This window comes from Marinomonas sp. FW-1 (assembly GCF_005222245.1).
GTDB lineage: Bacteria > Pseudomonadota > Gammaproteobacteria > Pseudomonadales > Marinomonadaceae > Marinomonas > Marinomonas alcarazii.
Window position 1 is genome coordinate 2,554,137 of sequence record NZ_CP025987.1, and the last position, 22,646, is coordinate 2,576,782.

General features: G+C 46.8%; 14 protein-coding genes and 1 other annotated feature. Of the genes, 5 read left to right on the top strand and 9 right to left on the bottom strand.

All coding sequences use genetic code 11. The features are described 5' to 3' along the window. Positions 1-2 precede the first annotated feature (2 nt). The 5 genes from C1X04_RS11925 to C1X04_RS18890 all read right to left on the bottom strand — a co-directional run bounded on the left by C1X04_RS11925 (position 3) and on the right by C1X04_RS18890 (position 14,100). Positions 3-10,595, bottom strand: coding sequence for a DUF4347 domain-containing protein (locus tag C1X04_RS11925; RefSeq protein ID WP_137170039.1), 10,593 nt, complete (start codon positions 10,593-10,595; stop codon positions 3-5). A gap of 114 nt (positions 10,596-10,709) precedes the next feature. Further along, positions 10,710-11,390, bottom strand: coding sequence for an efflux RND transporter periplasmic adaptor subunit (locus tag C1X04_RS11930; protein ID WP_217494969.1), 681 nt, complete (start codon positions 11,388-11,390; stop codon positions 10,710-10,712). Positions 11,391-11,440: 50 nt separating this feature from the next. Further along, on the bottom strand, positions 11,441-13,021 hold the full coding sequence (locus C1X04_RS11935) for a TolC family protein (protein WP_110573591.1): 1,581 nt from the start codon (positions 13,019-13,021) through the stop codon (positions 11,441-11,443). Between the two features lie 294 nt (positions 13,022-13,315). Continuing rightward, positions 13,316-13,735 (bottom strand): hypothetical protein, encoded by a 420-nt coding sequence (locus C1X04_RS11940; protein ID WP_137170041.1) that lies wholly within the window; start codon positions 13,733-13,735, stop codon positions 13,316-13,318. An 8-nt stretch (positions 13,736-13,743) separates the two neighbouring features. Beyond that, positions 13,744-14,100 carry a tail fiber protein gene (locus C1X04_RS18890; protein WP_137170042.1) on the bottom strand — a complete coding sequence of 119 codons (357 nt, stop codon included), beginning with the start codon at positions 14,098-14,100 and terminating at the stop codon, positions 13,744-13,746. Positions 14,101-14,352: 252 nt separating this feature from the next. Here C1X04_RS18890 and C1X04_RS11950 point away from each other — a divergent pair, with 252 nt between their 5' ends. Continuing rightward, positions 14,353-15,579, top strand: coding sequence for a multidrug effflux MFS transporter (locus tag C1X04_RS11950; RefSeq protein ID WP_110573595.1), 1,227 nt, complete (start codon positions 14,353-14,355; stop codon positions 15,577-15,579). Positions 15,580-15,636: 57 nt separating this feature from the next. On the opposite strand, the gene C1X04_RS11955 is transcribed toward C1X04_RS11950, so the two are convergent. The 3 genes from C1X04_RS11955 to hisG form a co-directional block, all read right to left on the bottom strand. Then, on the bottom strand, positions 15,637-16,197 hold the full coding sequence (locus C1X04_RS11955) for a TetR/AcrR family transcriptional regulator (protein ID WP_137170043.1): 561 nt from the start codon (positions 16,195-16,197) through the stop codon (positions 15,637-15,639). Positions 16,198-16,320: 123 nt separating this feature from the next. Next, positions 16,321-17,277 (bottom strand): diguanylate cyclase, encoded by a 957-nt coding sequence (locus tag C1X04_RS11960; RefSeq protein ID WP_137170044.1) that lies wholly within the window; start codon positions 17,275-17,277, stop codon positions 16,321-16,323. A gap of 193 nt (positions 17,278-17,470) precedes the next feature. After that, complete coding sequence (gene hisG / locus C1X04_RS11965; RefSeq protein ID WP_137170045.1) at positions 17,471-18,370, bottom strand: ATP phosphoribosyltransferase; 900 nt, start codon at positions 18,368-18,370, stop codon at positions 17,471-17,473. Between the two features lie 69 nt (positions 18,371-18,439). After that, positions 18,440-18,556 (bottom strand) — a sequence feature (His leader region). Between the two features lie 265 nt (positions 18,557-18,821). Here hisG and trpB point away from each other — a divergent pair. From trpB to map, 4 genes are all read left to right on the top strand, one after another. Next, positions 18,822-20,084, top strand: coding sequence for a tryptophan synthase subunit beta (trpB, locus tag C1X04_RS11970; protein ID WP_137170046.1), 1,263 nt, complete (start codon positions 18,822-18,824; stop codon positions 20,082-20,084). Continuing rightward, positions 20,081-20,866, top strand: a complete 786-nt coding sequence (trpA, locus tag C1X04_RS11975) for a tryptophan synthase subunit alpha (RefSeq protein WP_137170047.1) — start codon at positions 20,081-20,083, stop codon at positions 20,864-20,866. The genes trpB and trpA overlap by 4 nt, the downstream gene beginning before the upstream one ends. An 81-nt stretch (positions 20,867-20,947) precedes the next feature. Beyond that, entirely contained in the window at positions 20,948-21,154 is a 207-nt protein-coding gene (locus C1X04_RS11980; RefSeq protein WP_137170048.1) for a ParD-like family protein, read from the top strand. 1 nt (position 21,155) lies between these two features. Continuing rightward, positions 21,156-21,929, top strand: a complete 774-nt coding sequence (gene map / locus C1X04_RS11985) for a type I methionyl aminopeptidase (RefSeq protein WP_110573608.1) — start codon at positions 21,156-21,158, stop codon at positions 21,927-21,929. Between the two features lie 90 nt (positions 21,930-22,019). Here the strand turns inward: map and C1X04_RS11990 are convergent, their stop codons facing one another. Further along, positions 22,020-22,592, bottom strand: coding sequence for a fasciclin domain-containing protein (locus C1X04_RS11990; RefSeq protein ID WP_110573610.1), 573 nt, complete (start codon positions 22,590-22,592; stop codon positions 22,020-22,022). Positions 22,593-22,646 lie beyond the last annotated feature (54 nt).

Sequence of the window (22,646 nt, forward strand, 5' to 3'; positions counted from 1 at the left end):
TTTTAAGACACCAGTAACTTCATCAAATCGCTACCATACCCCTCTAACTCTTGGGTTGCCATCTCCAATTGCTGGTCCAGCATTAAGTAAGCTTGCGCTGGGTTATCAGGATTTACGTTCGCTGGCGTTTGCGGCGCGTTAATGGCTTCCGACAAGTCTAGATCCAATTCCAGCACTCGCGTACTGCCATCAAGGCCTTGAGCACTAATGCGCAAATTGACGCGTGTCTCGCCCGCTGGTGGATTGATGGAGATCTCGCCAGTCGCGGCATCGACGGTCACCCAGTCCGGTAATGCAGTGCCATCAGCTAAGGTCGCAGAGTAGTTAGTCGCGCCGATGTCATCCGCCAAGGTGATGTTGACCCCTTGGGCGTCTGGCGTGAGCGATGCTACGGCGAGCGAGGCATCATTGCTGATCTGCTGCTGACTGAATTGTACTTGCCCGGTTTGATCGACATTGACTGATACGCGGCTGATGGCAGCGCTTTCAAGTGCTGGCGGCGCAGGTGGTGCTGGCGGCGCAGACATACTTGGTGCCGGTACTGTCGCACTTGGTGCGGTCAGCTCAGCAATAAATCCACGATTTTGCGCTTCGCCATCACTCACGGTGCCTTGTGGTAAGGCGCCGATCGTTAAGGTTGGCTCAGGAGCCTCAAAGCCTGTGGTCGGTGCCGCAGGACGCGTAGGTGGCATGCTTAGTGGCGGTGTGTTCAGTGATGTATCTACTGGCGCACTGTACAGCTCCAGCAAAAAGCTAGTGCTTACCGAGCTGCCCGCACTGTCGGTGGCGGTCACTAGGATGGTATTAAGCCCTGCGCCAGTTACTGGCGTACCTGAAATAACGCGTGTGCTGCTGTCGTAGCTTAGCCCTTGCGGCAAGTTACTGACGCTCCAGGTGAGCGTGGCAGTCTGACCTTGATCCACATCGCTAAACAGATTGGCCGGCAAGGTAATCGGCGCTAAGCTGCGTCCGATAGTGCCTTGTGCATTGTCCAAGCTGGTGTTGACCACAGGCGCATCGTTGGCACCGTTGACGGTGATGGTTAACGTCGCTTGGGCCGTAAGTGATCCTTGGTCGGCCATGGTGTAACTGAATGATTCCGTCAGCGATGCACCTGCTGGCAAGGCTTGTACCGTCGCAATATCGTTATCGATCTCGTAGGTGTAAGAACCATCTGCGTTGAGGGTTAACGAGCCGTAGCTGCCTACAAGCGCTTGTCCAACCGTACCTGTTGTGGTGCCATTGCTGACGGCGATTACGGTTTTGCTATCGATGCCGTCGATATCGGTATCATTGCTTAGGACATTGCCTGTGGCAGAGCTGCCCGCTGTGGTGTTATTCACACCGCCAGCTTCCGTGGCACTCGCGCTGTCATTATTGGCAACAGGCGCTTCGTTGATATCCACCACGCTCACGGTCACGGCTTGAGTCGCATCCTCAGTACCCGCTTGATTATCACTGGCGATTACATTAAAGCTGTAGCTGGATTGGGTTTCGTAATCCGCGCTGGCTTTTAGCGTCACTTTTCCTGTTACTGCATCGATATTCAGCTTATCGGCATCGGTGCCCGAGAGGCTGTAGCGCAAGGTGTTGTTGGCCGCTGTGCCATCCGCATCGGTAGCTTTGGCGGTGTAAATCACCGTCGACGTGGCAGCGTTTTCATTCACTGAGCCTGTTAAGCCAGAAGTGAAGACAGGTGCGTTGTCGTTTAAGTCGTTGACGCTCACGGTCACGGCTTGAGTCGCATCCTCAGTACCCGCTTGATTATCACTGGCGATTACATTGAAGCTGTAGCTGGATTGAGTTTCGTAGTCCGCGCTGGCTTTTAGCGTCACTTCTCCTGTGACGGCATCGATATTCAGCTTATCGGCATCGGCGCCCGATAAGCTGTAGCTCAAGGTGTTGTTGACCGCTGTGCCATCCGCATCAGTGGCTTTGGCGGTGTAAATCACCGTCGACGTGGCAGCGTTTTCGTCCACAGAGCTTGTCGCGCCCGAGGTCAACACAGGGGCGTTGTCATTAAGGTCTGCAATTGATAACGCTACGTTTTTTTCTGCGCTGCGCTGCCCGTCTGAGGCAATGACCGTAAAGCTGTAAGAGGCTTTGGTTTCGTAGTCTGCGTCGGCCTTGAGCACGACCTCACCCGTCACGGAGTCAATGGTAAATGCATTGTAGTCCCCTACGGCTTTTAGGGCATAGGTGACGCTATTAAACGCTGCACTCGCATCAGCATCCGTCGCTTGGGCGGTGTAAACGCTTGCGTTTGCGCCACTGTTTTCGGCTAATGTGGCCGTCGCAGCTGAGGTAAACTGTGGCGTATTATCGTTTATGTCTTGAACGGCGATCGAAATCGCCATGGCTGAGGACTCATGCCCTGCTGCATCGGTCGCTACGATATAAAGGGTATACGCTGTCACCTTTTCATAGTCTAACGCCGCCGCGCCAGCGCTGGTTAATGTCAATACGCCATCATCGTCGATATTGAAGTAACCACTTTCATTACCTGACTGAATCGCGAACTGATCAATACCATTGGCATCGCTTGCTTTCACTTGACCGATCACAGTGCCTGATGCCATGCCTTCGTCTAAAGCAAAGCTCTGGGCTGAGGCGACAGTAGGCGCTACATTATCAAGCGTTAGACTGTCGCCTTCTATAAAGCCTGAAGCGATTGCGTTACCCGCGCTATCGGTAATGTTGGTACCTATGGCATTCAGATCTAAACGTAACGAGCCATTACCTGAAAGGTTATTGACGGTCACTTGATAGGTGGCACCAGAGCCTGTCACTGAGGCGATCGTGCCTGTGGCACTGCCAGATAAACTAAAGTCACTGACATCGATACCGGTGACTGCCTCATCAAAGCTCACTGTGAAAGTACTACTTCCACCAGTGGTCAACTCAGCACTATCGCGATTAATAGCCACCACGCTTGGCGCCGAGGTATCTCGGGTGATTTGTTGCCCTTCTTTGCCGCCAGAGATGGCATTACCCGCAAGGTCAGAAATACTTGTACCAGTGCTATTAAGATCCACTCCTAACGTTCCGTCAGTCGTGATCCCAGAAATGGTAATAGAGTAGACCGAATCAGAGAGTCGGGTAATCGAATCAATCGTACCGCCTGTTGCCGTGCCCGATAGACTAAAATCTGATACATCGACCCCCTGCACCGCCTCACTAAATACCACGGTAAACGTGGCTGAGTCGCCACTTATGATTTCATCCCCTGCGCGGACAATCGCAACACTGGTTGGCGCTGCCACATCAACCACAAAGCTCGTACTCGCTTCCGCAAGCAAGGCATTGCCAGACGTATCCATGATGTCTGCAGTATTGAGCGTCAATACATAGTTGCCCGCTGAATTCGTAACCCCCGATAAATCGATAGAATACTCACTACCACTACCTGACAACTGAGCGCCATTTAGGCTGTAAGCAATACCGTCTTTGGTAAGAGAGAAATCACTCAGGTCGACGCCTGTTACTTGCTCACTAAAGTGAATCGCAACAGAGCCCGAACCTGCTGTAATCGGCCCAGATATATCCGCCAGTGCCACCGTTGGCGGCACCGTATCGACGCTGCCCGTGGTGAAATTAAAACTCGTCGTATCCGTTATCGCCGCCAACTCGTTGTTTGAACTATCTTGCAAAGCTCCTAAAGAAAGTTGAATCGCGTATTGATTTGTCGCGATTAAGTTATCGGTAGGACTAATCGTTAGTTTGTTGCCAACAATACTCAATTGACCGTTATGGTTTGCTACATCGATGGTCAATGAGTTAGCGCCATTACCTGTGATGTCGTAGAGTGTAATGGAACCAGCGTTACCCAGTGATACTTCTTCATCGAAGGTCATCTCAATCGAATCCGCCACCGACACGCCCGTACTGTTGTCTGTTGGCACAACACTAGAAATGGTCGGAGCTTGATCGTCAGTTACCGTAATCGTAAAGGCTTTTTCGTAGGTGGCATCGCCATCGTTCACCTGCACACGAACGCTGTAAGTACCAGCTGGCACATTCGCACGGTCCGTCACACGCAGATTGGCGCCATCAATATTGAACTTGCCATTATCGGTATCGCCTGTTCCAGACACTAAGGTGTAAGTAAAGCTTTCCCCTGTGTCTGCATCCATTGCCGAGAAGCTGCCGACCACCACATCACTAGAGCCTTCGGAATGGCTAAACGACGCATCCGACAGGCTTATATCTGTAGGTGCATCATTGATAGACGTGCTTACGACTGTCGTCGTGGTATTACTTGTATTAGTCGTACCATCGTTTACTGTTACCGTAAAAGTCGTTGTCTCGGTTGAACCAGGAGCAACACGATTATCCGCTGGGCTAAATACCAACTGTCGTAAAGCCGCCTGAGCCGAGGCAATAGAGGTAGAGGCTAACGAGTATGTGCCATTGTTATTATCGGTAAAACCAGACGCTGTTAAAGAAGCAGCAGTAAAGGCTCCTTTCGCCGCGGTATCCAGGGCTACAGTTACCGAAAGATTGGCACTGTCCACATCGGCTAATACTACACTGCTAAATGGCGTAACCGTTGCCGTATCATTTACAGCTTGATTAGCAGAAACGCCAGAAATGGTTGGCGTGTCATTCACGCTGGTAATATCAATACTAACGGTCGGGTTACTAGAGAGTGTTGCCGAATTTGCGTCGCTAGCACTGATGGTCAGCGTTGCCGCACTGTTACCACTGGCATTGGTTGCACCTGTGTATTGAATGTTGGCAGCCGTATTCAAGTAAGTGTTGATGTCCGTCGCTGACCCAAAAAGAGTAATAGTTTTACTATTCACCAAGGTTTCGGTAACACCACTACCAAAGCTGCTACCATCGGCAGGTGACGAGAAACTACCGTTGTCGATAGACAATGTCACCGTTAGATCGTCACCGTCAACATCCGCAAATACCACGCTCGAAAGATCCACATTAGAAGCCGTGTCTTCTGTTACTGTGATTGTTGCAGGTACACTGGCGACCGTAGGCGCATCATTCACGTTGGTTATATTGATACTAACAGTCGGATCAGAAGCAAGGTTCGCCGTGCCGTCACTAGCACTAATAGTGAGCGTTGCTACATTGGTACCAGACGCGTTAGCCGCACCGGTGTATTGGATATTCGAAGCTGTATCTAGGTAGGTATTAATATCTGCTGCCGAACCCACTAAGGTAATTGTCGTGCTATTTACCAATGTCTCAGTGACACCGGACCCAACACTAGATCCATCCGCTGGTGTAGAAAACGTCCCGTTATTCACCGACAAGGTCACGGTTAATGGATCATTATCGCCATCAGCGAAAGCCACCTCAGAAAGATCAATATTCGATGCCGTGTCTTCTGTTGTAGTGATAGAGGCTGGCGCACCAGAGATCGTTGGAGCCGTATTACCTGAAACAATCGAATAATTAAAGTCATCAATAGCAACATAATTGGTCGGAATGGAAATGCGTAATTTATCTATCCCACTGAAAGCTGGAAAGTTGCCATCGGAGAAATTAACATTCCACTGTTCTCCATTTGCAAGCAAGCTTGAGGTATATGTGCCTAGCTGATTCCCTGAATCATCAAAAGCCGTCAGGGTCACAGCCATCATGGGCACTTCAGGATGGTTATTTACCTTTAGTTTAATGCTACTAGGAGTAAAGGCCTCACCGCTGGATAACTCCATATCCACATATCTTGTCTCGCCAGCATCACCAGTCCCTGTACCCTTCAAATAAGCAGAGGTACCTGTGATTGCGGAACTATCGGATATTGGCACCAGCTCAGGTACTGAGCCAAAACCGTTCGTATCATTAAATGTATCGTAAATGGTAAAGGTCCAAGCGCCATAGGTTCCTGTTACAGAAGGTTGGAAAGTTCCTCCTATTTTACTGAAACCATCAAATGTCAAATTTGTACTTAATGTTGAGCTAAACTCTATGACCTTAATGGATGCAATATCTTGCTCACCAGTAGACTTCTCCAGCACCCAATCCCCACCTAATTCAGCAGAACCAGTTAGGTCATCAGAGGCGGCGATGTCCGCGCCTGTCACTTGGGCAAGTTGGTTGATAAAGGCGACGCCGGTGTCCCCTTGTGCGACGTTACAGCCGTAAAGTAGGATATCGCCGCTGTCGCTTAGGGCATTGCCCCACGCTGCAAAGGTAGCGCTGTTTTGGTTAATGGCATCAGCAGAAACAGTTTCCGCGCCAAGGTAGATTTCCCCTACTCCACCATGGGAAAGGATATGCAAGGCGTCCAAGTTACTGTAGTTCGCGAGGATCTCGCTGATTTGCCCAACCGCCGAGCGGGAGCCGTCTAGCAACCAGATATCCACCTCTGGGTTAGCCGTTTTCGCGTGTTCCACTAAGCCCGGTACACGTGAATCCACAATAATCACTTGCGTGGCATTCTCAACGGATTGCGCTAGCAAGCTACCTTCACGGTTAAGATCCACGATCGCATCTAGCTGCGCTTGGGTCAGCGCCCCTTCGTTAAGCAAGGTGCCAGCGATGGTGTAGCTGTCGCCAGAGGTAAATTGTGCACTAGAGGCTTGGCTCACCGCATCGGTTGCCGAACCAGTGAAATTCAAGCCAACGGTCTGACCGATGGAGCCATTCACTCCTGCCACAGTCACTTTAAAGACCTTACCATCAGTACTGGACACACTGCTTACGCCAGTGTTGATGGCATTTCCTGTTACCGTGAAGTCACTTGCTGCCACACCCGACACGGTTTCGCTAAACACGACCGTAAAGACCACATCGGTACTGCTGCCGGCCGCGATCTGATTGACCATCCCACGACTAATGCTAGCCACAGTCGGTAAGGTATTATCGATAGTGTAGCTTTCATCGGTGCTTGGCTCGCTGCCAGCAAAGCTATTACCCGCTTTATCAACGATATTTTGAGAAGCAGTAAAATCAAGGCCAAGCGCGCCATCACCCGAAATATTTGCCACCGTAACGGTATAAGCCGCTCCTGAGCCAGTCACATTGGTGATGGTTCCTGTCACATCACCACTGATGGTAAAGTCATCGGCGCTGACATTAGACACTGCTTCGCTAAAGGTGACATCAAAGGTCACGGTATCAGCGCTGCTTAGCTCCGGATTGGTACGTATAATGGCGGTCGCGGTCGGTGCCATTTGATCAATGGTGTACTGCTCATTTACAGCGCTAGTGGTGGTCGTCGCCAAGGCATTACCTACAGCATCTGTGACTGAGGCACTGCTTGCCAGCTGTACACCAAGGGTGCCATTTGTCGCTACACTATCCACAGTAATCACAAAACCGTTATCTGTGCCGGTCACGCTCACAATGCTCGCGCCTGTGGCAGCGCTGCCAGTCAGCTCAAGATCGCTCACACTTAACCCTGCCATGGGTTCGCTGAAGATTGCGACAAAACGCACGCTGTCTGCTGAGGTCGTCGCCGCGTCTAAGCGATTGATCGACACTAAGGTCGGCGCTTGTGTATCGACGCTATATAACTCGCTGACCGCAGGCTCTGTGCTAGGTAGTACGTTGCCAGCAAGATCTTGTAGCCCCTGATTGGTAGCAAGGTTGACGCCGATGGTCCCTACCCCAGCAATGCCTGATACGTTGATCGTAAGCGTGTTGGTGCCACTACCACTGATCGAGCTAATGGTGCCGACGACACTGCCACTGGTGCTGAGGATGAAGTCCGCCGTATTGGCATTAACAGCTTCATCGAAGCGCAAGGTAAAGCTCGCTGTGGTGTCGGTAATGACATTGTCATTTGTGCGTTGTACCGCTAAGAATGTCGGTGCTCGGCTGTCAGTAACACCCGTGGTAAAGTTTAATGTGGTGTTATCAATGATACCTGCTACGGCATTACCCGCCTTGTCAGTCAGTGCTGCATTGCTTATTTGAATCGCATAACCTGTCGCCTCGGCAAGATCATGGGTCGGTGACAGCGTTAATACGCTGCCTGCCATGCTGATCTGGTTAGAGGTAGCGATATTAAACGTCTCGACTGTGGTACCGGTGGAGGTATTGATCAGGGTGATCAATCCACTACCTGAGTAAATGTCTTCGCTGAAGGTTAAGCTAATATCACTGCTTGGTGCGATATTGGTCGCATCATCAGCTGGCGAAGAGCTGGTCAGCGTCGGCGCGGTGGTATCAACAGTCAACGTTAAGCCACCGGATGCAATACTCACATTGCCGGCTGCATCGATGGTTTTAGTTGTTAGGGTGTGTTCACCAGCGCTGAGTGTTGTGCTGGTAATACTCCAATTGCCTGAACCATCCGCCGTGGTCGAACCCAAGACAGTGATACCGTCGGTGTCATAAAGTGTCACCGTGCTACCTGCTTCAGCGCTACCTGTCACAGTGGGCGTGGTATCAGAGGTGATGTTGTCCGTATTAGAGCTGCCCGTGTCTGAGCCAGCACTTAGATCGGCTGCACTGGGCGCATCAGGGGATTGGGTATCTAATATGTAAGCTTGACTGTACACGGTTCCGTCGTTGCCCGCTGTATCGCTGACTTTCACTTTTAAGGTGTTTGACCCTGCTAGCGTCTGTCCTGCTAAAGACCAAGTATTCGATACTACCGAAGCTGTCGCTACCGCCCAGTTAGCGCCATTATCTAGGGAAACATAAACGCTCTCACCAGACGCCAAATTAGCGGATAAGGTTCCACTGATTGTCTGTTGGGCTGTATTAGTAATAAAGTCTCCGCTTGTTCCGGTATCAGCCGAAAACTCTGCTGTGGCAATCGTTGTGGTCGGTGCCGTCGTATCCAGCACATAAGCTTGACTGTATACAGTTCCGTCATTTCCCGCCGTATCGCTGACTTTCACCTTCAAGGTGTTTGACCCAGTTAGCGCCTGTCCTGTTAAAGACCAAGTATTCGATCCTATCGAAGCCGTTGCTACCGTCCAGTTAGCACCATTATCAAGGGAAACATAAACGCTCTCACCAGACGCCAAATCAGCGGATAAGGTTCCACTGATTGTCTGTTGGGCTGTATTGGTAATAAAGTCTCCGCTTGTTCCGGTATCAGCCGAAAGCGCTGCCGAGGCAATCGTTGTGGTCGGTGCCGTTGTATCAATAGTAATAGTGAGCCCTGACGAAGCCGAACTCACGTTATTTGAAGCATCCGTTGCTGTTGCAGTTAACGTGTGACTTCCTTCAGACAGTGTTGAACTGGTGATACTCCAGTTACCTGAACCATTGGCCGTTGTTGAACCAAGCAGAGTGGTTCCGTCTGTATCGTAAAGCTTTACTGTAGAATTTGCTTCTGCTGTCCCCGTGACAGTCGGTGTGGTTTTACTGGTAACATTATCCGTACTGGATGTACCTGTATCGGATGCCGAAGACAAATCCGGTGTTGATGGGGCATTAGGGGGCGTGTTGTCACTAGCTGAGGCAATATTGCTTAACACAACCGAGTCAAAATCGATTGCTATTCCTTCTGGATCTGTTGTCGTGATGGTGACGCTTGAAATACCTTGAAAACTACTATTATTACTAAGATCAACCGAATAAACATCTGCCCCGTAAGGAATAGTCTGTTGGAAATCAGTGCCATTTGATGCCGTAAAAGTAAGAACTAAACCATCTGAATTCGATCCCCAGTTAGCTATTCTTATAGAGCTAAAATCAAATATTTTACCTGTAATAGAAAAGTCAAGCTGATTTGGAAATGGACTACCAACATAGGTTGCTATTGATGTGCTTCCATCCAAATGGTTCCCTGTATACGAGCTATCAAAAATGTTTTGATTCGCTGTCACTGTAAGGGTTTCACCACCCTTGTCTTGCGTTACTGTCTTGCTTCCAACACCCGAAACGCCTGACTCAAATCCAAAAGTAACATTCGCTAACGTGCCTTGATAATTCACATCCTGCAAGGTGGAAACATCAATCTGGCCTGTGCTTTTCTCAAGCACCCAGTTACCACCGAGGCTGGTCGCGCCAGTGAGGTCATCTGACGCCGCCACATCCGCTTGTGTCGCTTGCGCTAATGTCGTAATAAAATCTTGCCCTTCACCACTGGCGACGTCACAACCATAAAGCAGCAAATCGCCATCTTCATTCAACGCCGCGCCCAGTTGGGCTAAATCCGCAGAACGAGAACGAATGGCAGAACTATCTAAACTCAAAGCACCAAGATTAACACTGGCTTCCGAACCGTGACTGATAAGATGAATGGCATCATAACCGCTGTGTGTTTTGGCCCACTCCGCCATCTGCGATAAACCATCTTGAGTCGAGTCAAGCAGAACAATTTCTACCCCGGCTTTTGTCCCATCCATTAAGCTTTGATAATCGGCCACATTGCTCTCAATAAAGACAACTTCTTTTCGCCCATTATTTTGCGCAGGATCTACTGCTCGTACTTCTGTCGGAGCAACAACTATGGATTTGTCAGTATTTTGATGGCTATCTGTTTGAGACGCATCATGATGAAGCTGAGCATCACTAATCACATCCACCGCGGTAGCGACTGCCGCACCATCTAACAAGAGTCGAGGCTCCAAAGCAGTGATCAGCGGCTTACGCGCCTGCGTTTTATTACCAGCCGAATATTTACCTGACATTTTTTTGCCTTGTGTATTGGAATCTTGCTTTTTCATACTCGCCACCTCGATGGGTCATTCTTAATAAGTAGACACTGTCTGCTTATGTTAAATATGCTCAAACTCTTACTTTCTACTGTGCGTCTCTACGCATTTTTAAACACATTAGGGTCACTGAAACTCCGCCACCACACTCATACCAGACAGTACTCTAACGGGTACATTTTTAATGCTGGCACGAATTTGGATAGTCTGACTGGTCGGATCCACACTGGGTCCAATATGACTGACCACGGCTTGTAAACGCTGTTGAGTCTCTTCCACTTGCAAGCTAATCGCCTTGTTTAATGTTAACCAGGTCATCCATTGAGCAGGCACAATAATGTCAGCCTCCAAGCGCTCATGCCCAACGATTTTCAGTAAAGCTTGCTGTTGCTGCACCACTTCAAAAGGCTGAACATCCAATTGCTCTATACTGCCTGCAAAAGGGGCTTTGATATCACAGCGCTCCACATTCAACTGCGCCATAGTTCGCTCAGCTTGCACTTTTTGTAAATCGGCTTCAGCAATGACTACATCAAGTGTGCCGATGGAATTTAAACGATTAAGCTGCTGCACGTTGTCTAGCTTTGCCCGCGCCGTCTTCGTCTCGGCTTCGACTTTTTCCAGCTGTGCGTTAAACAAACGACAATCAAGCTGCACAAGCAGATCACCCTTATTAAAGGACTCCCCCATTTTTTTAGGCACTGCAATCACTTTCGCCGCCAGCTCACTAGACAAACTGGCTTTATCGCTCGCGACCAGTATGCCGCGAGCGCGCTCCTCGGCCGACGCCTCAATAGAGGTCATCATAAAAGAGCCGGCGATAAGCATCAGGCCCATTGTTTTGCTTATCAATCGCATCAGTCTTTTAACGCCGTATTTTGTTGAGCAACTACTGCTGCCTGCATCGCTTCTTGGCTCACAACGCTGACTTCACCCTGCTGCCATTTCGTTTGAAGCTGACCAAAAGCCTCAGATAATTGCTCTAGGTTCATGCCGCCAAAGCCTTCAGGCAAAGGATCTAAGCCCATAGACACCAGCACCTTCCCAAAGTTGTTTTGCAATTCTGCATAAGCGACATCGCGACGTAACTCGGCTAACAAGGCATTGAGATTTTCTCGGATCACCGTAAGGTCACCAATACTTTGCGCTTTTCGATTAGAATCGATTTGCGTTTTGATCCGTTGCGCTACATCCAAATATTGAGTGGCTAACTGATAACTGTCGCCCGCTTCTTTAAATTGAATATCCGCAATATGCACTTGTGAAATGACCGCCATCGACACAGCAAGAGCTTGCTGTTGACTCGCTGCCACTTTTAATTTGTTTAGCTGCTCTATTTTGCCGTAGCGGAATACATTCATTAAATTCCAGTTGACCCCAACACCAGCGGATGTCCAGTTATTATTACGAAGGTAATCTGAATCGTTGTAGTTAACGCTGGCATTTAAATTCAAACTTGGGAACAAAGAAAGGAAGGCTGAGCGCACCTCTTCCTGAGTAATACGCTCCTGATATTGCGCTTCACGAAGTTCTGGACGGCGAACTAATGCCGTACGCTCCATATCATCAATGGCAATATTCAAACGCGGTGTAATAAAATCAGGGTTATTTACATCAGCAAGCTCAAAATCCGCTGCGGGGTTCAACCCCATTAAGGTGGCCAACTCGGCTTTGGCTGGCATTAGGTCTTTGCGAATATCTTGTAATGTTCGCAGGGTTTCTAACAGGGAACGCTGATAAGACAAGGCTTCCATAGGCGATTGCGCACGAAGTCTTTCTAATCGAGTTGAGTCGGCTAAAGCGGTACGCGCTTGTATGATAAGCGGATTAATTTTAGACAAAAGGCGTTCAGCAGATACCGCGCGGTAATAGGCACTGCGAGCTTGCTCCATTATAGTATGAACGACTTTTCGTTCACGCTCTTTGGAAATTAAAAAGCGGTCTGCCTGCTGCTTAGAACGATAATAAGACAAGCCAAAATCTAAAATATCCCACGTTGCACCAATACTCGCATTGACTGTGCTTTTATCAGACGAAACGGAATAACTCGGGTTACTGCCAAGTGAAGCAGGCTCATCGCCAGAAAACGACACGGAAGCCGAAGCGGCATAATTGTTACGTCGGTTATACCCTGCTTGAACAGCCAAATCCGGTAACATGTCGAACTGATCGACTGCCAACTGACCTTGAGAAACAACCGCTTCAAACGCCTTTAACCGAGCATCGCGGTTGAATTTAATGGTCCGCGCAAATGCCTCGCTCAGACCAATAGGGCCATTGATAGGAGCTACATCTTGCGTTAATAAGTCCGCATTTTCCGCTGCATTCGCCATCACTTCTTGATTAGAAAATTGCTTTGGCACTACCGAGCACCCAGCAACAGCTAAAGATACAAAAACAGCCAATGCGGAACGACCCAACATTAGTCGAGAAGACATAAAAACTCCTTAGAAGAGAATAAAATCAGAGATTGAAAAGTACATTCACGGGGAGGAAGAACATTTAGAGTGAACATAAAATTTTAACATCCATATTAAAATCAAATAACAATTTGACGGACCTTTTAAAGCGCAACTATAAAATATTCTTTGCACATATCAAACAAAAAAATCTCTTTTTTATGCATATTTTTACCCTACCAAAAATTGTTACTCATCAGAAAAAATGATATAAAGAAATGTGAACTGGGATGATCACCTGAATACGCTCCGGTGGAACATCCCTTTTTATTCTCACCCTCTTGGCGGGTAGATACCATCAACTACAATACAATAATGCATTGCCAGTCTAGGACCCTCGACAGGCATAGGTGCACTGCCTCCAGTACTTTTTATGACAACCGCATTGATTCCGCCACTTCCCGTGACCGGGAGTTTTACAAGTCCCGTCGCGACTCCTGTTACTGCGCCCTCTGATCCTATGGTCAGATCCGCTACCGCTCCAGGCTCACTGTATGCTTTCGCTAAAGGTGACCCAGTAGGACCGAGCACGGCATGATCTTCTGGTGTATTTGATGCATTAACGGCAACAGACGTCGCTATTTTCGCTGATGCTGTAACAGGTAAGCTGACAACACCAGAGGCATAGGCCTCACCCTGCCCCCCGCTAGAGCCAACTACCGCAGTATGGGTATGTTCTGCTAATTGAGACACACTTTGTACTATACTTTGATAACCATAAGACAGCCCCCACGGACGATTGGCGCCACCTGGAGGAGTACCATAATGAACTGGTGCCCTTCCTCGTAAATCAGGCAGGGCGAAAGTCGTACGACAATCCCCCCATACTGGCAGCTAAGCAATGAGAACAAGGCGGTATTAGCCGATATATCCATAAGCGCTCCATTGGCTTCCACTGTCCTTTCAGGGCAAAAATTCGCAGCAGTAAGGCACACCTCACCTATATACGATTCCGGCCCACAAGCCTCAGCTTCTGGTGACCAGGTAAGGGAAAAACCAGTCAGCAAAAAAGCGACAGTCCCAGTAGAAAATAATGATAACTGAGTTTTATTCTTCATATTCAATCCTTAGAATTATTAACCATTCAATCAAGCCAGCTATAAGCATTAACCAGCCTTTGCAAGTTTAGTACATAAAATATTTGAGGGAGCAAATAAAAGTAGCCTTTCCCATAAAGTAAAAATGCAATAATTTTTCCTCGATTAATGTTGAAATAGTCAATTTTTCGTCACTATAAAAAGTTATAATAGATCTTCTAAAAAAGAGCGTTAGCACTGGACTCGCTCTCAAACCATTTAGCTAGGTAAACTATGGAAAACGCACACAACAACACATCCTCTGCGGGCATGGGGTCAAAAGAATTCACCCTTCTTGTCGCCACTTTAATGTCGATCACCGCCATTTCTATTGATGCTCTTTTGCCTGCTCTTGGTATTATTGGCAACGAACTGGGTGCGGTAACGGAAAACCAGCCTCAACTGCTTATTAGCATGCTGTTCCTAGGTTTGGCTTTGGGTCAGCTGATTTGCGGGCCACTTTCTGATTCGTCAGGCCGACGCCCCATTTTGTTTGGTGGTTTCGCTATGTATTTGGTTGGTACGGTCGTGTGCTATCAAGCTGATAGCTTAGAAGTGTTGATGTTAGGCCGATTCATACAAGGTTTAGGCGTTGCTGGCCCCTATATTTCAGCCATTTCATTAGTGCGCGATTTGTACCATGGCGACAAAATGGCGCGCATCATGTCTTTGGTGATGATGATCTTCGTATTGGTACCTGCCATTGCACCTACATTGGGGCAAGCTATTTTATTGGTGTCCGATTGGCGCGGCATTTTTGAAATGTATCTAGTCTATGCAGCCATCCTGATCGTCTGGATCGGCCTGCGTCTTAAAGAGACATTACCCAAAGCACATCGCATTCCATTTTCTAAAAAAGGCTTTGTAGAAGGCTTTAAAGAAGTCATCACCAACAAAGCGACTGCCAGTTACACTGTTTGCATGGGACTCATGTTTGGTAGCTTCATGGGGTATTTGAATTCGTCTCAGCAGATTTTCCAAGTGCAATTCAAAACGGGTGAATTATTCGCTCTTTATTTTGGCTTGCTGGCTCTCGTTCTGGGTTTTTCTTCTTTGGTAAACTCTCGGATTGTTGAAAAGTTTGGTGCCAAATACATTGCATTTCGAGCAACATGCTTAGTTGTTGTGGCTTCTATGCTTTTCTTTGCACTACACAGCTTTGTCAGTATTTCACTGTGGATGTTCCTGATCTATGCAGCAGTTCTGTTCTTCTGCTTTGGCCTGTTATTCGGCAACTTGAACTCCCTTGCCATGGAACCTATGGGGCATGTAGCAGGCATTGCTTCCGCCGTTATAGGCTCAGTATCTTCAATCATGGCAATGGGCATTGGTACCATCATTGGTCAAATGTACAACAACACTCTAATGCCAATTTCAGGCGGCTTTTCGATTCTTGGATTGCTTGCCGTTTTCCTCTTATTCAGAGTTGAAGATGGTCATGCGCAAGTAACAGAAGCTTAAACATAAAAAGGTCAGATAAATTTGTTATCTGACCTTTTTTAAAACTGATGACAGCTGTTACAACACAAGTAGCGGATCAAGTTGGCGTTTTAATTCCGTTGCACTCATTGAAGCTCGATTCATCAAAACAGGTGTTAATATCGCTTCTTTCGTAACAGCCTTTAGTATAAATAATGTATTTGGTGACATCGAAAAATACCCCAACCAAGCCAACAAAGCCGAGTCCAATACGCCTTCAAATTCATCAAACATCAAAAGAGTCGAAGCCATCATCTTGTGCTGTTCGCCCAATAAAATACGGTAAACTCTTACACGCTCAGGCAAACCCAGCCACGTCTCCCACAGCTTCACCCAACCAGTAAAGAAGTCTTGTTTAGCATGGGTATTAAGCCCATCCAATACCGCCTGCATTTCATACTGAGATTCCTCAATCAGTTCAGCAAATACAGCTTCCCATAACACTAACTTAGTGGGAAAGTTGCTGTACACAGTCGGCTTTGACACGCCTGCTGTCGCCACAACTTGATCAATACTGGTGCTTTGATACCCCTGCTGAGTAAATAATCCGCGTGCAGATTTCACAATATGCGCTTTCTTACTGGGTCTTCCTCTTGCCATTACAGCCTCTTAACAAGTGTTATTTCATCTAACGGAATTCTAACCCATTGATGTGTCGGTACTTTCTATTTCTAAAAAAGCAACATAAGCGGATAATAACAAATTATAGAAATGAAAGGGACGCTACCTATTTTTCTTCTGTTGATACATGACGGCATCGGCGCATTGAATCATCTCTTCGATCGATTTGTCTGTATCATACGGGAAATGCGTAACACCTGCGCTGTATTGAATCCTATAAGGCTTTTTCAAACTATCATTCACTTCATCGACACATGCCGCAAAATGCTCTAAAAAGACACTAATCTCTTCATCTGTACGGTCACTCAACATAGCAACAAATTCATCACCACCCAACCGACCAATAACATCGTATTCACTAAATGACTCAAGCATTATCTGAGCGAATTTAGCCAATACAAAATCACCTTCATGGTGTCCATAGTTATCATTTATCGCTTTAAACTTATTAAGGTCAAAGACAACAAAAGACATCGCTTTTTTATCGCGCTGACACACTTTGAGCATATGATTGACCATGGTCATAAAGCCACGTCGATTCGATATCAATGTCAATTCATCCAAGGTCGCAAGCTGAATCGATTGAATTTCCTGCTCAATGATCGTGCCTAAGTCCTTCAGTAATAACTGATCTTCTTCATCAAATATCCTTGGCTTGCTATCTATGATACACAAAGTGCCGATATTAATTCCTTGGCGAAGTTTCAAAGGGTAGCCTGCATAAAAACGAATATTCGGCGCATCGGTAACAAGTGGGTTATCAAAAAATCGTTCGTCAATTGACGCATCGGTAATGATAAACAAACCATCCTGATGAATAGCATGACCACAAAATGAAACATCACGCGGTGTTTCAATCACCTCAAGCCCTTGTCGTGATTTAAACCATTGGCGGCTTTCATCTATCAGGCTAATCAACGAGATAGAAACATTAAACATTCGCTTAGCCATCCGAGTGATGCGATCAAATCTTTCTTCGTGAGAGGTGTCAAGAATTCGCAATGCTCTTAATGCGTGCAATCGCTCAGCTTCATTTTTTGGGATGTCAGGCTTAATCATAAGGCGTCCTGTTATAAAAAATTGGCTCACTCAAATTGTAGCAGTAAATTGAGCATTAACCCGTTATTAGACGATGAGGTTATTAATTGAGCTCGCGATCACTCTTGATAGACTAAATATACCAGAACCGAACAACACCCTATCAAAAACATAAGGTGTTGTTCTGTAGGAAATGACATATTAACCCAAGGAATCAGCTCATCATTTTTTCAATAGGCATAACTAATATTGAGCTACAACCTAACGCTTTTAGATTTTCCATGGTTTCCCAAAACAAGTTCTCAGGGCTCACCACATGAATAGCAACGACATTGTCATTACCAGCCAAGGGCAACAATGTAGGGTTTTCCGAACCTGGCAACAAAGCTTTTACCTGTTCCAAGTTGGCCTTTGGCGCGTGTAGCATAATGTACTTACTTTCTTTAGCTTGGGTGACGCCATCAATGCGTGGCAACAGTTTATCAATTAATGCCTGCTTTTCTGGCGCCATATCTCCCGAACGCTGAATAAATGTCGCTTTTGAACGAAAGACAATGTCTTCTTCGTGCAAACCATTGGCTTCCAATGTTGCCCCCGTGGACACCAAATCACAAATAGCGTCGGCCACTCCAGCCCTTGGTGCTACTTCCACTGACCCAGTTAGCATCACAACTTGCGCAGCAACATTGTTCTCTTTGAAAAATCGCTCTAAGAGATAAGGATAGGTCGTAGCGACTTTTTTCCCAGAAAGAGACTCTACACCGCGATAATCTAACTCGTTTGGCACCGCAATGGACAAACCGCAACCACCATAATCTAAACGACGTAGCTCTTGATAGTCATAGGGCTTATTTGATGCTTTGCGTTCCAGCATTTTTTCTTCTAGCTCGTTTTCGCCAATAAAACCAAGATCCACTACCCCATCCATGACCAACCCAGGAATATCATCATCACGCACCAACAAAAGATCGATTGGTTGATTGGTTGAATGTGCGATCAGCAAACGATCTCGTATTTGTAGCTTAATACCAATCGCATTTAGTAAAGCAATACTATCATCACTAAGGCGACCCGATTTCTGTACCGCAATACGCAGTCGATTATTGTCAATCATGTTTTCCCCATTTTGTTTTCAAATTGTCATTGGCAAAGTTGCCTGTCAGTCATTTCATGGGGGGCTTAAAATGAAAAACCCCCGAAAGTTACCTTCCGGAGGTTAATTGAAAAATTCTGCTCCACTGGAAGGTAAATTAAACCTTCCAGCCTAGACCTGAAAGGTTAAGCTTTATGGTGGTGATGGATAGATTGCAAAGAATTTTTCAAAATATTGATTCCTACATGTTAGATACAAAATTGAGTTAAGCCGCCTCCCAAGACGAAACAAAAACTCTTGATGTACACTAAGTAATTGATCTCAAAAATGCAAGCAGATCAAATCTCTCATTCTCCTGAAGTCAAAATAAGAACAAACAAAAAACTAAAACCAAATCACTTGACGGCTAATCAATGCCGTATTAAATTAACTAAACGGTATAGTTAAATAAATAGTTATTTAGGAGCAAGTCATGCAAAGCGAGAACGGTTTCTACGGGCAATACGGCGGTAGCTATATTCCTGAAATCCTTTATTCGAGCCAACAGCAAATTTTACATGCGTTCGAAGAAGCCAAAAACGATCCAGAGTTTCTCGCTGAGCTTAATAAACAATGGCAGCAGTTTTCTGGCCGCCCTACACCTCTGACGTTTTGTGCAAATTTAACCGAGCACTTTGGCGGCGCACAAATTTACCTTAAGCGTGAAGATTTAAATCACAGTGGCGCACACAAAATGAACAACGTGATTGGCCAAGGGTTATTGGTTAAACGTATGGGCAAAAAACGCGTGATTGCCGAAACAGGCGCGGGACAACACGGCATCGCCACCGCTCTTGTTGCAGCGCGTTTAGGCCTTGAGTGCACTATTTACATGGGCGCAAAGGACATCGAACGCCAGTACCCAAATGTGTTCTGGATGAAACAATTAGGTGCAACGGTTGTACCAGTTACCACGGGTGCGCAAACTTTGCGAGATGCACTGGATGAAGCACTACGCGATTGGTCTTCCAGCCACGAAGAAAGCCATTATTTAATCGGCACTTCCTGTGGTTGCGCGCCCTTCCCTGAAATGGTGGCGTTTTTCCAATCTGTTATTGGCAATGAAGTACGTGAGCAAAGCGTCGCACAATTCGGTCAATTCCCGGATCGCTTATACGCTTGTGTTGGCGGTGGTTCGAATGCTTGTGGCCTGTTCTTACCTTTCCTCGATGACAAAGATGTGGAAATGATTGGCGTCGAAGCAGGCGGCAAAGGCTTAGAACTTGGCGAGCACTCTATTCGCCTTTCTCATAACCTTGGTCAGCCAGGTATTGCCCAAGGCTTTGCAACCATGTTCTTGCAAGATAACGCAGGACAGCTGCAAGAAACTCACTCGATTGCCGCAGGCTTAGATTACGTTGGTGTTTCCCCAATCATTGCTCACCTTGCCGAAACAGGCCGATTGAAAATGACTTATGCAATGGACGATGACGTAATCGCTGCTTGTACATTATTACTGAAAAAAGAAGGTATTATCCCTGCTTTAGAATCGTCTCATGCCTTGGCAGGTGCGTTTAAAGACGCACCGAACTTGCCAAAAGATTCAAAAATTGTCATTAACCTCTCAGGTCGTGGCGACAAAGACATCTTTAACGTGGCGAAAGCGGTACAAGACGAAACCTTCCCGCAGTTTTTAACCGATTACCTTGCGGCCTACCCAACCAACCACGCCGACAATGAGGAGCAAAAAGCATGAGCCAGTTAGCGACCTTTATTGAAGAAAAGCGCCAACAAAAACCTATTCTATCCATGACTCATGTGGTGTATGGCTACCCAAGTGTTGAGGAAAGCTTAAGCTGGATGGAAAGATTAATGCAGGAAGGTGTCGACTTTATCGAAGTGCAATTTCCTTTTTCCGACCCAGTAGCAGACGGTCCAAGCATTGTGGCGGCTTGCCATAAAGCATTAGAGCAAGATCTGAATGTAGACACTTGCCTGTCGCAACTTGGTAAGCTAGCAAAGAATTTCCCTGACAGCCGCATTGTGTTGATGAGCTACCTAAACCCGATGTACCGCTTTGGTTTAGACAAGCTCGCCAAACGTGCGGCGGAAGAAAACATTCTAGGCTTGATCCTACCGGACTTGCCGATTGAGCAAGCAGCAACCTATCAAGCCGCTTGTAAAACCAATCACATCGATCCAGTTTGGTTGGTCACACCAGTAACGCCACCAGAGAGATTAGCTATGCTAGCCAGTCAAGCCAGCGGTTTCTTATATTGCGTGGCGCGCTCTGGAGTAACAGGTCACTCTAGCCATGAAGGCAAAGCCAAGCAGACATCTCTTGATGACTATTTAGCACAAATCAAACAACACGCCAGCGCACCAATGGGCGTCGGTTTTGGCCTGCGTGAACGTGCGCAAATAGAGCAACTGATTGGCAAGGCCGACATCGCGATTCTTGGCTCTGCACTTTTAGATGCGTACAACCAAGGCGGACAAGAAGCAGGCATTAAGCTGATAAAAGACTTGTTTCACTAAAAGCGCATTTATAATTAGCACTTGAAAAGATCAAATCATGAATATATGATCCGTATACACTTTATATATGGATCATATCCCATGGGTATTATTAAAATCTCCGACGACCTCCATGACGACATTCGCAAAAGCAGCCACGTCATGTCTCGCTCCATCAATGCACAGGCCGAATTCTGGATAAAAATGGGACGTTTAGCCGAGCTAAACCCAGACCTTACTTTTTCCGAGTTGATCGCCAATGAACTCGCCAGCGCAAATGCTGAAACGCCACTCAAAGCTGTGAAGTAGCATGCAAGTTCATATTAAAACAGCAACAGAAATCGAACTCATGCGTGAGTCTGGCAAGCTACTGGCCAGCGTATTTCATATGCTCGATGACTTCGTCAAAGAAGGCGTATCGACTTTAGAAATCAACGATAAAGTAGAAGACTTCATTCGCAATGAACTGAGCGCCAGGCCGGCAAGCCTTGGACAATACGATTATGGCTTTTCCTTAAACTCTTCAATAAATGAAGTCGTTTGTCATGGTGTGCCAAACGACAGCCATAAACTCAAAGCAAAAGACATCATCAATCTAGACATTACCCTAGAAAAGAACGGCTTTATCGCCGATTCCAGCAAAATGTATGTCATGAGCGAGGCCAATCCTATTGCCAAACGTTTAGTCAAAACGACTTATGACGCCATGTGGGCTGGGATTAAAAAAGTAAAACCGGGGGCCACGCTAGGCGACATCGGCGCAGCCATCCAAACCTTAGCTGAAAGCAAAGGCTATTCAGTGGTCAAAGAATACTGTGGTCATGGCATTGGCCGAGAAATGCACGAAGAACCACAAGTTCTGCATTTCGGCAAAGCAGGAACAGGAATGACACTGGAAGCAGGCATGACTTTTACTATCGAACCCATGATCAACCAAGGGAAAGCCAAAACTAAGACGAAAAAAGATGGCTGGACCGTCGTTACCGCTGACAAAAAGCTTTCCGCACAGTGGGAACATACCATCTTGGTCACAGAAACAGGTTATGAAGTTTTGACCTTAAGAAACGAAGAAACCAGCATCTAAAGGGGTAAAGATACTGGTTTCATCGTTTAGCCTGCCAACCTTATTAGTTAAATACCGGCTTTTGGGCTAAATCTGTGTTTTGGTACTGGCTTATTGCTTAGGCAAAAGCACAGTATCAATTACATGGATCACACCGTTAGATTGTTTAACGTCAGCAATAGTTACGTGAGCAACACGGCCGTTTTCATCTTCCAGCATGATTTTATCACCCATATAAGTAGCCATTAATGTACAGCCGCCAATGGTAGGCACTGGGTGTTTGCCCATGTCATCATCAATCATGGTTTTGATAGCGCCAGACAAAGCATCCGCTTTTACCACATGACACGCTAACACTTTAGTTAGGGCGGCTTTATTCTCTGGTTTCAACAAACCGGCTACAGCACCCTCTGGTAATTTATCAAACGCCGCATTGGTTGGCGCAAAGACAGTAAAAGGACCTGGACCTTGAAGTGTTTCAACCAAACCTGCGGCTTTAACAGCTGCCACTAATGTCGTGTGGTCTTTAGAATTAACCGCATTTTCAATGATGTTTTTGCTCGCATACATTGGCGCGCCGCCCACCATTGGGTTTGTATTTTCATCAGTCGTTTTCATGCCACCAGCAGAGCAGCCAGCAAGCGTCACAATTGTTGCAGCGGAAACAAGACTTAGTAATTTCATTGTTATTCTCCAGTTTGTTTGTCCATAACAATTCGCCATGGTTATAAAGAGATA

Coding starts and splice junctions, on each gene's coding strand:
- C1X04_RS11925 (WP_137170039.1), bottom strand. CDS start 10,595: ATGAAAAAGCAAGATTCCAATACACAAGGCAAAAAAATGTCAGGTAAA.
- C1X04_RS11930 (WP_217494969.1), bottom strand. CDS start 11,390: ATGATGACCTCTATTGAGGCGTCGGCCGAGGAGCGCGCTCGCGGCATA.
- C1X04_RS11935 (WP_110573591.1), bottom strand. CDS start 13,021: ATGTCTTCTCGACTAATGTTGGGTCGTTCCGCATTGGCTGTTTTTGTA.
- C1X04_RS18890 (WP_137170042.1), bottom strand. CDS start 14,100: ATGAAGAATAAAACTCAGTTATCATTATTTTCTACTGGGACTGTCGCT.
- C1X04_RS11950 (WP_110573595.1), top strand. CDS start 14,353: ATGGAAAACGCACACAACAACACATCCTCTGCGGGCATGGGGTCAAAA.
- C1X04_RS11955 (WP_137170043.1), bottom strand. CDS start 16,197: ATGGCAAGAGGAAGACCCAGTAAGAAAGCGCATATTGTGAAATCTGCA.
- C1X04_RS11960 (WP_137170044.1), bottom strand. CDS start 17,277: ATGATTAAGCCTGACATCCCAAAAAATGAAGCTGAGCGATTGCACGCA.
- hisG (WP_137170045.1), bottom strand. CDS start 18,370: ATGATTGACAATAATCGACTGCGTATTGCGGTACAGAAATCGGGTCGC.
- trpB (WP_137170046.1), top strand. CDS start 18,822: ATGCAAAGCGAGAACGGTTTCTACGGGCAATACGGCGGTAGCTATATT.
- trpA (WP_137170047.1), top strand. CDS start 20,081: ATGAGCCAGTTAGCGACCTTTATTGAAGAAAAGCGCCAACAAAAACCT.
- C1X04_RS11980 (WP_137170048.1), top strand. CDS start 20,948: ATGGGTATTATTAAAATCTCCGACGACCTCCATGACGACATTCGCAAA.
- map (WP_110573608.1), top strand. CDS start 21,156: ATGCAAGTTCATATTAAAACAGCAACAGAAATCGAACTCATGCGTGAG.
- C1X04_RS11990 (WP_110573610.1), bottom strand. CDS start 22,592: ATGAAATTACTAAGTCTTGTTTCCGCTGCAACAATTGTGACGCTTGCT.